This window comes from Protofrankia sp. CiP3 (genome assembly GCF_917627345.1).
GTDB lineage: Bacteria > Actinomycetota > Actinomycetes > Frankiales > Frankiaceae > Protofrankia.
In genome coordinates, this window is sequence record NZ_CAKJTM010000099.1 from 1 (window position 1) to 14,128 (window position 14,128).

Annotated in this window: 10 protein-coding genes and 1 pseudogene; 8 read left to right on the forward strand and 3 right to left on the reverse strand. The window is 65.0% G+C overall.

The window, feature by feature from the left end:
* Positions 1–141 precede the first annotated feature (141 nt).
* Positions 142–360 carry a hypothetical protein gene (locus MJ797_RS22050; RefSeq protein ID WP_239340548.1) on the forward strand — a complete coding sequence of 73 codons (219 nt, stop codon included), beginning with the start codon at positions 142–144 and terminating at the stop codon, positions 358–360.
* A gap of 111 nt (positions 361–471) precedes the next feature.
* On the opposite strand, the gene MJ797_RS22055 is transcribed toward MJ797_RS22050, so the two are convergent.
* Positions 472–1,974 (reverse strand): CATRA conflict system CASPASE/TPR repeat-associated protein, encoded by a 1,503-nt coding sequence (locus MJ797_RS22055; RefSeq protein ID WP_239340551.1) that lies wholly within the window; start codon positions 1,972–1,974, stop codon positions 472–474.
* Positions 1,975–2,197: 223 nt separating this feature from the next.
* Between MJ797_RS22055 and MJ797_RS22060 the strand changes: the two genes are divergently transcribed.
* Positions 2,198–2,494 (forward strand): CATRA system-associated protein, encoded by a 297-nt coding sequence (locus MJ797_RS22060; RefSeq protein ID WP_239340554.1) that lies wholly within the window; start codon positions 2,198–2,200, stop codon positions 2,492–2,494.
* Positions 2,495–2,636: 142 nt separating this feature from the next.
* Here MJ797_RS22060 and MJ797_RS22065 read toward each other — a convergent pair whose 3' ends face one another.
* Positions 2,637–5,852 (reverse strand): CHAT domain-containing protein, encoded by a 3,216-nt coding sequence (locus tag MJ797_RS22065; RefSeq protein WP_239340557.1) that lies wholly within the window; start codon positions 5,850–5,852, stop codon positions 2,637–2,639.
* Positions 5,853–6,279: 427 nt separating this feature from the next.
* On the opposite strand from MJ797_RS22065, the gene MJ797_RS22070 reads away from it, so the two are divergent.
* The 5 genes and pseudogenes from MJ797_RS22070 (at position 6,280) to MJ797_RS22090 (ending at position 11,317) form a co-directional block, all read left to right on the forward strand.
* A complete protein-coding gene (locus MJ797_RS22070) occupies positions 6,280–6,978 on the forward strand; it encodes a hypothetical protein (protein ID WP_239340560.1) in 699 nt (232 codons plus the stop codon).
* 628 nt (positions 6,979–7,606) lie between these two features.
* A pseudogene (locus MJ797_RS22075) lies at positions 7,607–8,215 on the forward strand (reverse transcriptase domain-containing protein); the annotation flags it as partial.
* Between the two features lie 111 nt (positions 8,216–8,326).
* Positions 8,327–8,671, forward strand: coding sequence for a hypothetical protein (locus tag MJ797_RS22080; protein ID WP_239340563.1), 345 nt, complete (start codon positions 8,327–8,329; stop codon positions 8,669–8,671).
* A 125-nt stretch (positions 8,672–8,796) separates the two neighbouring features.
* Entirely contained in the window at positions 8,797–10,110 is a 1,314-nt protein-coding gene (locus MJ797_RS22085; RefSeq protein WP_239340566.1) for a recombinase family protein, read from the forward strand.
* Positions 10,111–10,126: 16 nt separating this feature from the next.
* On the forward strand, positions 10,127–11,317 hold the full coding sequence (locus MJ797_RS22090) for a hypothetical protein (RefSeq protein WP_239340569.1): 1,191 nt from the start codon (positions 10,127–10,129) through the stop codon (positions 11,315–11,317).
* Between the two features lie 233 nt (positions 11,318–11,550).
* Here MJ797_RS22090 and MJ797_RS22095 read toward each other — a convergent pair whose 3' ends face one another.
* Complete coding sequence (locus MJ797_RS22095; protein WP_239340577.1) at positions 11,551–12,663, reverse strand: hypothetical protein; 1,113 nt, start codon at positions 12,661–12,663, stop codon at positions 11,551–11,553.
* 927 nt (positions 12,664–13,590) lie between these two features.
* On the opposite strand from MJ797_RS22095, the gene MJ797_RS22100 reads away from it, so the two are divergent.
* The coding region (locus tag MJ797_RS22100; protein WP_239340575.1) for a transposase at positions 13,591–14,128 on the forward strand (538 nt) is incomplete at its 3' end.

The following is a 14,128-nucleotide window of genomic DNA, read 5'->3' on the forward strand; positions in this document are numbered from 1 at the left end:
TGGGACAGAGTACCGTTGCGCGGCATGCGGGCGGACTCTCCCGAGTAGCTGTGAAGCCCGGCTTATCGCGGTCGAGGTTGGAGCCAAGGGGAGGGGTCGTCCAGGTGAGGTGGATGCGCACAACCGGAAGGGAGGAAGCGCATGCATGAACCGAAGTTGCAGGGCAAGTCGTATGTCATCTCGAAGCAACTCGTGTGGGACGCGTGGCTGAAGGTTGAGGAAAATGGAGGAGCGGCCGGGCCCGACGGTGTGACGGTCGAACAGTTTGAGGCGAACGTGCGAGACCGTCTGTACGTCTTGGATTCAGATGGCCAGTGCACCGCCCGCATCGTGCTGGGAGCAGGGGCTTGGCAAGCTTGATCGTGATCGTGCAGGCTCCTGACCTGCCCCACCAGCCCGATTCGAACCCCTGCTGAGGGTCCCGACACGAGGCGGGCGGTGCACTGACCGGTTGAGACCACCCTAGCGGGCTCACGTGCCCGGCCCCACCACGCCGAAGTGGGCACCCAGCTCGCGGAAGGTCGGGTTATGGGGGAAGTCGCCGAGAGCGGCGCGCAGGAGCCGCGGGTAGGGGTCGGCGACGATCCCGTTGTCGAGGTCATGCAGGGTCTCCGACCACGCAGCCAGGGGTGTGGAGTCGGTGGCGCTGCGGCGGCGTTCACTGGGAATTCCGAGGGTGTGCAGGACGCGGTGCGCAAGGGCGTCGGAGGGGAAGGCGCGGGCCAGGGCACGCACCAGCGTGTCGCGTTCGGCCGGAGACAACGGGGACGGCACGGCATCCTCCGCCGACCCATTGTGAGTCGCCGAGGAACGCGCGCCGGCCTGCCGGGCGAGGACCGAGCGGGCGAGACCTCCGATCAGGCTGGCACGTCCGTAGGCCTCGTCGAGGTAGCTTTCGTCGTCGGCGAGCTGCCGGGCGAACCAGGCTGCGAGGTCACGGTCGTCGGCGAACAGGCACCGGCGCACCGCGGGGTCGACGTCTCGCGCCGCCCGGGTCTCCAAATTGGACGCGGCGATGGCGACCGAGCGCCGCATGTCCCGCACGTACGCGGTCGCCCGCGCCAGCCGGGCGGCAGCGGCCTCGACCCGCAGCACGTGCTCGCCGAGCGGGCCAGCACCCTCCCCGCCCCTCGGACCCGCCCAAGCGCCTTCGCCAGCCGCGATGAGCGCGTCGAGGGTGTCGACCTCCGAGTCCAACTGGCGGCGCCGTTCACGCAGCTCCTCACCACTGGCCCACACCCGCAGGTGGTAACGCAGCTTGGCGGCATGCAGGAGGTACCAGGCGAACGGCGTGAGGGCGTCATCGCCCCGCGACCACACCCAGGCGCTCAACTCGGCGTCACGGTCTGGGGGCGCGACGACGACGATCCGCCGCTCAAGGCGGGTGTCGTCGCGGCTGCCGACCTCCCACACGGCAAACCCGGCCCGGGTCGTCACCCCGCGGCCGTCGAAGTCGTGCACCGCCGGGGCTGCAGGCAGGTCCGCCCGCCACGACCGCGCCAGCCGTGCCGTCGCGGCCACTCGCTGCTGCCTGTCACCGCCGAGCTTGGCCAGGTAGAGCCGCGCGATGCCGAGCAGTCCCTCCGGCACGGCACCGCATACCTGTGTCCAGCTCCGGTCGAGGTCGGCCCAGCTCACCTCGTCCGACGATAGTGGTGCGATCATGCCGGACAGGCAGAGCACGTCGTGTTCGCGCTGCAGGATCGTCTGGCACACACCGGGGCCGGAGCTCTCCTGGGCCACCACCAAGCCGTTGCCCACGACGTCGGTGCGGTTGGCCGAAGGCAGGTCGGGGATGCCGAAGGCAGCGATCGGCGCGTCCGCTCCGAGCGTCGAACGCCACCGCGCCCAGACCTCGCAGAGGAACGCGTACGCCCGTTCGGAGTGCGGCCCGCGTACCGGCGCATAGACGTGGACGGCCAGCTCGCGGCCGGTGAGAGCAACGTCCCCGCTGGACGCCCCCGTCAGGCTCATAAGTCGATCGTAGGGACGGTGCCGCATGGCGGACCTGTGCCGGAGGACGGCCGAGCTGGCGGATCATGAGATCAACATCCGCTGACGGTACACGAAGCACTACTTTGTTATAATTTATTGTGATATACTGTTAATGACGCCCAAGGGCTATGTCCAAGAAGTTCTATATATGACCAGCTGAAGGGGCTGACTAGACCACTTGGTCTTGAAATATCCTGTCCTCGTGCCTACTCCTGACTGGACACCCGGCGACGAGAGCCGCGAGGAGGCCCTCGCCGTGCTCCAGGACACCTTGCGATGGAAGTTGACCGAGCGTGGCTGGAGCCTCGTCGACGATACCGTCCGGCTGATGCTCGCCGCGCTCGATGCACATGACCCTGTGCTCTTCCAGAAGGCGACGGACCAGCTCGACGTACTCCCGTTCCGCGGCAAGAAGGCCGGCACCGAACCGGAGGTCCCGGCGCCCGAACCGGTACGCGACCGCATCAACGACACCATCCACGGACTGGGGCAGAAATAGCACGGACCGGCGACGAACCGGTCACGGCCCGACATCTACATCGGCCTCCTCACCTACCTGCTTACCCGGGCGGCCGGTCACCTCGACCCGCGCAACCCGTCGTCGTGGCCCAGCTGGTGGATGCCCCTGGTGCCGCGCACCACTACGGCCCGACATGCATATAGGAGGCCCAGTGAGCAGGCGACAACCCCCTAGTGTCGCGTAGGTACCGGATCGTCGCGTGCAGCACGATCGCCGCCCGGCTGGCGTCGAGATGCCGAGGATCACCAGAGGTGAGGAGCTGCTCGTAGAAGTGGCGGGCAACGCGCAGAGCGACGGAATCTGCCACGATCCACCGAGTCGCAATCACATGCACGAACCCCGCCATCTGCAGCGCGCCGGCTATGTGCGCCGCCTCGTCCGGCAGTCGCACTGCGCCACGCGCCGTCTCGCAGGCGGACAGGAAAGCGAGTCGAGCGTCACTGGTATCTATTCCCATCAGGTCACTCACGCTGACCGGGCCGGCAGTGACATGGTCATAGCAGTACAGCGCGCCCGTCGCCGAGTCCCGGAGATCCTGGCTGCCGTGTCCGGCGAAGTGGAGCCACGATTTCCCCGGAAGCTCGGAAAGAAAACGCTCCTTGGTTGCCTGCTCGTTGCGGAGTACGGTACAGCCAGTCAATCGCTCCAACAGCCGAACCTCGGACTCGACCTTACGCAACTCCGGCAACATCGGCGTGTCGGACAGGCCGACGACCAGCACCTCGTCGGGCGACATAGCATCTGTACGAGCCTTCCGTGAAGAGATCAATGCCCGCAATGTCGGTGTATACGACGACACAATGGAGTCGAACAACATTTCGGCCGGTTCGGGCTCGAACGCGCCGGCTGGGCTGCCTCGGCCGGCGGCGTGCAGCGGCAGGAAGGACAGTTCTCCGGTCGGGCACCACCACATTCTCGGCCATGCCTCGTCCTCCGGTAAATGAAGTGGCTCAATGCGCAACGCGCCGAGGACGGGTGCGACCACTACGTCCCACATCCATTCCAACACGCCATCCAGAGCACCGTCCGGAGAGTCGACCTCGGGGTCTACGGCTTCGAGCATTATGTTTATCTGCCCGACAGCCGCTTCCCGATTCAGCGAGGGCAACGGGACGACCCTCAGGCCGTCGCGGGAAACGATCACTGCGTCACATCGATAGCGGCTCATATTCGCGATGATCACCGGTCCATGGCTGGCGGCCGTGCGCGGGTCTGCCAACACAGGCGGCCGGAGGAAGTCGGCCAACCCGGGCCTCTGCCGCGCTTCAGAAAGCAGCTGGCCCCATTCCTCGGCAAGTGACCGGCGGCGTCTGCCCCAATCCTCGACAGCAGCTTCGGTACCCGACGGCTTCACGAACGACGAAATGTCCACCGGGTCGGCCGAGTCGAGCTGAAGACGAATCTGGCGCATTCGTGGGGCCAGGTCCGGCGCAAAGGCGTCCAGGTCCGCCAAATAGGTACGAGCTTCCAGCGTCTGCGCGAACAAGACCCCTCTGGCCTGTTCGAGCAGCAGAACAGCCCGATCGACCTGGTCGGCCTCGAGTGCAGTTGCCGCAGCGTCCCCAGGGAGTCCCGCCAGCGACTCCAGTGCATGTATTCGATCATGTCGGCTGAGACCCTTCCAGACTACCAGCGGAAGAAGCTCGACCGCTGCGGTGTAGCCGTCCAGAGCCTCGCTCCCGCGACCGAGGGAGCTGGCCATTTCGCCCCACCATCGGGCGCACGCGATACGCCGCACCACTGGCACAGTTCCGGCCTCCGCAACCTCCCGGAAGAGCTCCATCGCGCGAAGGCCCAGCCCAGCGTCGTTCGTCGCTTCGAACTGGATGCGCAGAGCATTACCGAGGTTGGACAGGAACTTTCCGCCATCAGGAAGATCGATGGGCACGAGCCGAACGGCTTCGTCGAGAGCCTCGGCGGCTGCTTCGATATCGCCTATCTGCCCTGTTTTACCGAATCGAGCCTCCAGCGCCCCGGCAAGGTTCGACAGGAATCCCGCACGGTCGAAATATTCCGGTGAGGTCGTCTCCAACGCTTGGGTACAAACCGCGACCGCAGTGTCGAGATCGGCAAGGGCTCCTTCTTGCGAGTATCGAACCCGTAGTGCATTGCCGAGGTTCGACAGGTACATCCCTCGATGAGGATCGTCGCTCGGCGTCTCGTCGACAGCCTGCGAAAGCACGTCGACCGCCTTGTCGAGCTCGGCGATATCCCCGGTCTCTTCGAAGCGCGTCTCCAAGGAGATTCCGAGGTTGTTCATATACCGGCGACAATAGGGATTTTCTCGCGGCGTATGCGCAATGGCCTGCCGACTGAGGTCGACAGCTGCATCGATGTCGGATATTGTTCGATCTCGCCCGAACCGGACCCTTAGGGAGTTCGCGAGATTGTTTAGGTAGACTCCGATATGTGGATCGTCCGCCGACGCCAGCAGGGCAGCCTCACGGTGCGCATCGACGGCTTCGTCCAGATCGGCGGCGGCCCCAACCAACTCGAACCTCGCCCGGAGCGCATTACCGAAATTCGACAGCATGCCCGCCCGCGGACCGCTGCCGGCCGGGGCGAGCCGAACGGCCCCTCGGAGCGCATCCACGGCGTCGTCGAGATCTGCTATTCGGCCGTGGCATTCGAATCTAGCGCGCAGAGTGACGCCCAGGTTGGACAAGAACAAACTCCGGCTCGATTCGTCGTCGGCCGGCGTCGAACGCAGCGCCTCCCGAAGAGCTGTGACAGCCCTGCCCAGATCTGCTTCTGCACCGCCTTGCTCGAACTTACTCCGTAAGGCATTGCCGAGGTTACACAGATAGATCCCACGCTCGGATTCGTCGCTCGACGCGGACACGAGGAGGTTCAAAATTTCTATCGCCAGCGAGATCAATTCTGCACTTTCTGCGTAACTACCGAGTTGGCACAGCTCGATCGCCGCATGGCTGGCCTGTGTGCGTTTCTCCCCCGTATCGAGTTTGTTCTGCCGTGCCAGCACCTGTACAGCAGGCCTCAGCCTCTCGGGAACATCGTCGATGCCGTCTCGCCCGACATGGGCAAACGCTCCGATCGCCGCGGTCAAGTCCCGCACGCCTAGCAGCGGGCCGAGAACCTCGTATCGCAAATAGTACAGTCGGCCTACCACACCCGGAACGTCGCCATCTGTGCACACCAGGTCACCCTGTGAGTGGCACGCCATATCGAGCAGCGACCGGGCATCGTTCAGTGCTACTTCATCCAGCAGGTACCCCACCCTTCCAGTTCGTTCGAAGCCCCTGATACGGGTTCGGGTGGCTGCGAGAAGTTTCGACTGTAGAGATCTTTTCACGAAACGCCTCCTTCGTGCCTCCATGCGACACATTCGTGGAAAATGAAGCCCGCCTCTCCTACCCGTGCGCACGAACGCCGCCCACATCGAGAGGTTAGCCGGCCACCGTGCGCGCAGCGCGAAGGGATCGCGGCGTGCAGTGCTCCCAGGGTGTATAGCTGGCGTAGCACGAGGCCGGGATTGGTCCACACCGCGCCGCGCACGTCGTCTGCGGCTGCGTCTGCGTCAGTGCCGGGGGGTCGAGCAGAGCGAGGGCCCGGCGGAAAAGCTTGGTGCTGGCCGCGAGCAACCCCAGGTCGCGGCCGGGTTCCGCTCCTAGCCGGAGTTTCCTAGCTAATTTGATCTTGTGTGTTTGTTGGGCTGGCCGACACTCCGCCGTATGGTCCCTGACCTGCGGCGATGGGCACGCTCCCGGTCGACATTTTGGCCTGCGTTGTGTGTTACCTAAAGGGTGTCCTCACTGGTTGGGAAGAAGATCAATGGCAAGACCTACTGCTACCTGGCCGAGTCGGCCCGGGTGGACGGCAAGCCACGGATCGTCTCCCAGCGCTACCTGGGCTCGGCCGAGGACATCGCCGCGGCCATGACCGCCCGAGATGCGGCCATGCTGCCGGAACGCACCCGGCACCTGGCCTTCGGTGACGTGGCCGCGGTGTGGGGGGTGCTGGACCGCCTGGGCGTGACCGGCATCGTTGACGACGCCGTCGGGGCGCGGCGTTCCGACGCCGGGGCCGGCGTGGGCACCTACCTGGCACTGGCCGCGCTCAACCGGGTCGTCGCGCCGTGCTCGAAGGCGGCCTTCGCCGACTGGTGGGCCACCACCGCCGCCGACCGCTTCACGGAGATCGAAAATCGGGTGCTCGACCACCGCCGGTTCTGGAACGCCATGCAGGCGGTCACCCGGGGCGACCTGGCCGAGATCGAACGCCGGCTCGCCCTGCGGGTGGCCGAGACATACGAGCTCGACGTCTCCGCGGTGGCCCTGGGCATGACCAACTTCGCGACCTCCATCGACTCCACCAACGCCAAAGCCCCGCTGGCCCAACGGGGAAAGGCGAAGCAGAAGCGCTACGACCTGCGCATCGTGGGCCTGGGCCTGGTGGTCACCCGCGACGGCGGCATCCCCCTGGTCTCTCAGCTTGAGTTTTAAGTGCGCCACGAACGCAGAGAGTGAGGTTGCATAGGCGGACCGTACTCGATGCGGTGCTGTGCAGGAGATGAGGGTTTTGTGGCCCTTCGGCGTCGCCCTGCGGGGGGAGGCGCCAAACCACCTTGAGCTGCGTTGCCTGAAGACCGTCGTGGTGAGCGTCGAGGAAAAGGCGCGTGCGTGAGCGCGTCAGGTGGGGACCAGGAAGGCGAGCGAGAGCGAACCGCTGATGACGTGTCGAAACAAGAAGACGACATTGAAGCCGGGGCGGTTAAATGGTCCCGGGATGAGCCTGGCGGGTGCCCGCCTATTGGCCAGGTGGTGTCCGGCATGGAGGCGGTGCGAGCCTGGTCTGCGGCTTCTGCATGGAACGTGGGAAGGCGAGTGTCGATACTGGGAATGCCGGCCGTTCGGCCCGGCGGACCCGAGAGGGAGTGCGCCGAGCAGCAGAAACTGTGAGGCGTCGAGTACCGATGCGGCACCGCCGACGGACCGGCTCGTAGTAGTGGTGAAGCCCCTGTAATGGGGGTGGAGCGAAGGGGCCGGCTCATCTACGACTGCACACCGGCAACCGGGAGAAAATCTTCCCCGGGATGACGAGCAACCGGAGTAAGACTCTGGGAGGACGCGAGTGGGCACGTCAGATCCGGAAAGTAAGCCGTTCCAGATACCGAAGCAACTGGTGTGGAAGGCGTACAAGAGCGTCAAGGCGAACGATGGTGCCGCTGGGGTTGACGGGTGCTCCGTCGAGGACTTCGAGAAGGATCTGAAGGGCAACCTGTACAAGATCTGGAATCGGATGTCCTCGGGGAGTTATTTCCCGCCCCCGGTGCGGGCGGTCGAGATACCGAAGCAGCATGGCGGTGGGACGAGGATTTTAGGCGTGCCCACCGTGGCCGACAGAATAGCACAGACAGTGGTCGCGCTGTCCCTGGAACCGCGGATGGAATCGATTTTCCACGACGATTCCTACGGGTACCGGCCGGGGCGGTCGCAGCTGATGGCGGTGGAAAAGTGCCGCCAGCGGTGCTGGGAGAAGGACTGGGTGATTGATCTTGATATCCAGAAGTTCTTTGATTCTGTTGACCATGATCTTATGGTCAAGGCGGTGGAGGCCAACACCGACCAGAAATGGGTGGTGTTGTACGTCAGGCGGTGGCTGGTGGCTCCGATCCAGATGCCCGACGGCAGGCTGGTGGAGCGGGACCGCGGTACCCCGCAGGGGTCCGCGATTACGCCCCCAACGCACTTGGCAACTTCGAGTTCGAGGTCACGCTGAGCTACCGGCGGCTGGAACTGCCTCGGCGTGTCGAGGTGACGTCACGACACAGACGGTAGTATTGATCTGCCTGTGGGCGATCGTCGTCGTGTGGGTGCGGGTGAGTACGCCGAGCGGGTGAACGCGGCGGCGCAGCTGCTGGAGGGCGGCGTTCCGATCAGGGACGCCGCCCTTCTGCTGTCCGCGCGGTTTGGGGTTTCGTTGCGGCAGGCCCAGCGTTACGCCGATTCGGCGGTGGGTGGGCGGGTGGTCGTGCCTGCGCCGACGGTGGTGTTCACGGTCAAGCTTCCCGCTGTGCTGGCCGAGCGCATACGCGAGGAAGCCCGGGTCCGCGGCACGACGATTTCGTCGCTCGTGACCGGCGCCTTGTCGGACTGTCTCGTCTCAGCCGGGGCGGGAAGTTCGACGGATGCATGAGCGGGCGATCACCCTGGAGTATGTGTTCGACCGCCACGCGGCCCGGGATCTGTCGATCGCGTACGGAGTCCTGGTCCCACCGCGGCGGCTGAAAATCCAGACGGACCAGCAGACAGGAGACACGCATGGTGAACGTGGCGGTTTATGCCCGGGTGTCGTCGGACCGGCAGAAGAAGAACGAGACGATCGTCTCGCAGACGGCGGCGCTGCGTGAACACGCCCGGCAGATGGGGGCGGTACTTCCGGCAGAGTGGGTTTTCGAGGACGACGGCTATTCGGGTGCGACGCTGACACGCCCAGCGCTGGAACGGCTGCGGGACCTGGTCGCGGCGGTGCAGATCGACGTGGTGCTGTGCTATTCCCCGGACCGGCTCGCCCGAAAATTCGCCTACCAGGCGCTGCTGATCGAGGAGTTCGCGCGGGCGGGTACCCGCGTCGAGTTCGTCAAAGGTCCTCGCGGGGACAGCCCGGAAGACCAGCTCATGGTCCAGTTCCAGGGAATGTTCGCGGAATATGAGAAAGCTCAGATCTTGGAGCGTTACCGGCGCGGGAAGGCACACCGCGCTCGCGCGGGGTCGGTGAACGTGCTGTCCGGGGCGCCATTCGGATATCACTACCGCCGGCGGTCCGACCAGCTCGGCGCCGGCTACGAAGTCGTTCACCACGAGGCGATCCTGGTCACCGAGATGTTCCGCCGCTACGCAGACGAAGGCGTCTCCATCGCGGCGCTGGCCCGCTGGCTGACCGAGAAAGGCGTGCCGACCCGCACCGGCAAGAACCGCTGGGACCGGTCGGTGATCTGGGCGATGCTCCGGAACCCCGCCTACAAGGGGACGGCGGTATTCGGGAAGACAATGGTAGACAACACACCGGCCGGCCTGAACCGGGTAGCGCGGCTTGCGGGGCGTTCAACACCGCGGCCGACCAGAGTCGTCGACCGGCCTCGTGACGAGTGGGTCGAGATCCCGGTGCCCGCCCTGGTCAGCGAGGAGATATTCGAACGGGTCGCGGCCCGCCTCGAGGAGAACACGCGTTTCGCGCCCCGTAACACGAAGACTACTCCGTCACTGTTGCAGGGTCTTGCAGCGTGTTCGGGCTGCGGTTACGGTTACTACCGCACCTCGACCCGGACCACGAACAAGAAGATCTACTACTATCGCTGTCTCGGTTCTGACGACTACCGCTACGAGAACGGCCGTGTGTGCTGGAACAAGCCGGTGCGCGCCGATTACCTCGACGAGACCGTCTGGGAACACATCACAAAGCTGATCAGCGATCCGACTCTGATCCGTACCGAGATCGACAGCCGGCTGCGGCAGGCTCGTGATTCGGATCCCGCCAAGCGTGAACGCGGACAGGTCGAGCTCGCGCTCACGAAGACCACCACCGCCATCGCCCGCATGATCGAGGCTGTTCCAGGAACAGCTGGTCACACTTGATGAGCTCCGCGCGAGAATGCCCGAACTCCGCACCCGCGAATCGAACCTCCGCGGTCAACTTGACGCGCTCGACAGTCAGATCGCCGATAGCGATCTTTACCTCACCCTCGCCGCCGACCTCGAGGGATTCCTGTCACAGCTGAGCGAGAACGCGAAGAGCACGGAGATCACCGACCGTCAACGCGTCCTGCGACTGCTCGTCAAGGACGTGCTTATCGGCCCCGAGAAGATCACAATCCGGCATCGCATCCCACTTCGCCAACGAGCATCAGACCGCGACACCCCGGCCGCCAACGCCGATACGGAGGGTGATCGGAAGGCTAGTTGCCAAGTGCGTTGGGGGCGTAGAATCGGGCTGGTGGGGCAGGTCAGGAACCTGCCCGATCGCGATCAAGCTTGCCGAGCCCCCTGCTTCCAGCGCGATACAGGCGGTGCACTGACCGCTGGAGACCGCCCCTGCCAGACTGTCGCCATGGCTATCGAATGGTTAGTCCTCAAGGATGCCTTCAGGGCAGGGACAGCATTCAAATCTTTGTGCGATCTCATCACAGAAGAGCAGGTCATCGGGGCTCTAAATGTGATCAGCGATGTCAACGCAGAAGCAGCTGCGCGGCTGTTACGCGAAGCCGGAGACCGCAGCGGCGACGCTCAGAGGCAGAAGTTACAGGCAGCACTCCCCCTGCTTGAGGCCGCCTACACCGCCCGCTCCAAAGTCCTCATGAGCACTCGTCGCAGGACCGTGCATCGCGTCCGCCACCCAGTGGCAGCCCTTGAGGCGACGGCTGATGCATGTCGGCTAGCTGTTCTCTCGGCCGCAACCTATCACGCGCTGGGCAATGATGTTGCTTCCGTTCGCTCTCGTATTGCGGATGCAGTCACTCTGTGCGATCGACGTGTGAAGCAGTATGAGCGGGTTAAGTTCTGGTACATCACTTGGGCTATTGCCATGCTTGCCAGTGGTTCACGCAAGAAGAAGGAACACCTCCAAATCGTGGACGAAATCTCACGCCGGATTGATGAGGCCATGACGGCGCGTGCAGAACTAACGGGGCTTCGCCCCAGCCCGACGAGGCATGTGCGCTGTCGCCCCGGTCAGAACGCAGGCTTACGCAGGGACCTGCGATCCGCCGGCCGACCGCCGCCGCCCGCTACGCCTAGTAATGATGACCGGGGCTTAACGCCGAAAGTGCTGGTCAGGTGCGCCTGAAGGTCGCGCTGTGGAGCGGGTAGTCGCCACGATACGTCAACTTGACTCGATCTTCACGGCTTTCGCCGACCAAGCCCTCTAGAGGCAATTTCCGCTAGTTTCGACGAGGGATGAGACGTCCGCGCACTCGTCCGCGCACTGCTCTTGCGTAGAGAACGAACTTAAGATCGTTGATCGGAGACGGGTTTGGTGTTCACGGTGTGTCCGGAGGCTTCTCTGGCTGTGTGACGCTCTCAGTCCGGGATGAGCGTGGCGATCTCTTCCCGGATGGTGGTCAGCGCATCGACGGCGACGGCACGCACCCGGTCCCAGGCCCCGGTCCAGTCGCTGCCGTAGTGGACGAGGCCGAGGGAGACCTGTGCCTTCGCGGAGCGGTTTGCCGCGCCGCCGTGCTGCTGACCGGCACGCAGGGCGATCAGGTGGCGCAACGTGCCCACCCCGTCGACAGCCCGGCCGGCCGTATCGCCGAGGCGCTCCTGAAGCTGGGTCTCGAGCCGCTGCAGCGACCCCGTGTCGGGCAGACCCGCGAGCTTGAAGCTGCTGAGCACGTCGGCGAGCGCGCTGCATCGCGCGGCGAACTCCCCGCCGCTGGCCGCCGGCTGTGTCAGCAGCCCGGCGGAGGTCGCACGCGGAACGCGTAGCAGCCTCTGGCCCGTGACTACTCGCCACATGAGGTCGAGGTGGTCGAGGGCCTCGGGAAGCGCCAGCGGAGGCAACTGTTCGGTCGCGGCGATGACGGGGATGCCGACGATCTGTTCGAGAGCGGTGAGGTAGCCCTCGGCGGTGGTCACCTCACGAACGTGAGACAGCCGCAGCCGGGTGAGGTTCCACGTCCAGTCATCGGATTGGTCGTTCTGGATGCCCGACCAGGTAGCGGGTTCCCGTCGCAGTAGTGAGGCCAGCTGGCGTGGAGTCAGGGAAACGTCGGCCCGCTTGTTCACCTCTTGTGTAAAGTCGAGGCCCTGAATCGTGATCTCTTGCATCCGGTCGGGCAGCGGGATCACCCGCAGTTGGTGTTCGGCGGCCAGGCCGAGGGCGGCCAGGAACGCCCGGAGCAGGTGGCCGGTGGCGGGGTGGCGCACGTGGAACAGGCCGTGGACGGTCAAGGCGATCTGGTGGTCGGGCTCCGGGAGCACCCCGTGGCCCGGCACGCTGACGGGTCGGTAGTAGTGCTGCCAGGTGGGCAGGTTCCGCAAGGTGTCGTCGGGGTCTGGGCCGTCGGCCTCGAGGCGGAGCGCGGCGTACTGCCAAACCGGCCACGCGTCGTCGTTGGCACCGAAGCCTTCGGCGATGACCTGTAGGAGGCGCCGAGCGTCGGCTGACAGCGGGTCAAGCAGGCTGGGCATGTCCCGATGCTCTCCCCAGGGAGGGCGGAGGTCGTACCCGGCCCCTCATGTGACTCGAAAGACGGCGCGCCATTCGGCGTGCTGCGGGCACGCGCCGATGCCGGCGACTGGTCCGCTTGCGCCAGCTGGTCCCTGTTGACCGGACGCGGGGCGAATTCTAGCGATCAGTGCACCACTGGTTTGAATTCTACTAGATTGTGGGCTTCGGTGTAGGCTTCTGCAGGGGTTTTCCAGCCGAGGACCTTCCGGGGTCGGCCGTTCATTTCGGCGGCGACGGCGTCGAGTTCGGCTTGACTGGGCGGTCTCAACCGGTCAGTGCACCACCCGCATCGTGCTGGGATCCACGGGGTTCGGCATGAGGCGAACACCCGGATGATGCACTGACCGGTTGAGACCACCGAGGGCGGGGTCAAATGGTCGTAGCGACGCTCCGGCGGAGTTATACAGCTTGGATTCAGAGGGTCAGTGCACCGCCCGCCTCGTGCTGGGAGCAGGGGGCTCGGCAAGTTTGATCACGATCGGGCAGGCTCCTGACCTGCCCCAACAGCCCGATTCGAACCCTCTGCTTGGGGTCCCGGTGCGATGCGGGTGGTGCACTGACCGGTTGAGACCGCCGGGTGACCCGGGTCGGGATGGAGTCGACAGGTGTTATCTGGCGTCATCAGAGGGCCGTCCGCGACGGCGGGTGACGGACCGTTTTGTCCGTTCCTTTGGCCGTGGCGGACGGATTATCTGGGGACCGTCCACCACGTGGACAGTCGAGCGGACAGCGTGTCTGGTGCCCGCTGCTCCTCGATGCTGCTTTTGTCCTTCCCGTGGCGTACGCGTACGTGACAGTGTGACCTGCGGAAACACCGACTTCGATCTTGAAAACTACAGATAACCGGGGTCTTTTGGAAGGCATCGTTTCATATTCTTGAAGACGCGATAGGTGAGTGCTGGCTGCTCAACGCCCGTCATCTCCACAACGTGCCGGGGCGCACGACGGATGCCGCGGACGCCGCGTGGATCGCGGAGTTGGTGGAGTATGGGCTGGTCCGCCCGTCGTTCGTGCCGCCCCAGCCGATCCGGGAGTTACGGAACCTCACCCGCTACCGCAAGGCGCAGATCGAGGAACGGGTCCGGGAGGTCCAACGCCTCGACACGATCCTTCAGGATGCGGGGATCACGCTGTCGTCGGTGGCGTCCGATCTGTTGGGTACGTCCGGCCGGGCGATGCTCGACGCGCTCGCGTCCGGGACGACTGACCCGACGGTGCTCTCCGACCTGGCCAAAGGCCAGCTCCGCACGAAGATCCCGGCGTTGCGGGAAGCGTTGACCGCGTTTTTCACCGGCCACCACGCGATCATCGTGACAGAGATCCTGGCGAAGCTGGACTACCTCGACGACGCCATCGGCCGGCTCTCCGTCGAGATCGACCGGGTGATCGCCCCTTTCGCGGACACGGTCGCCTTGCTTGACACGA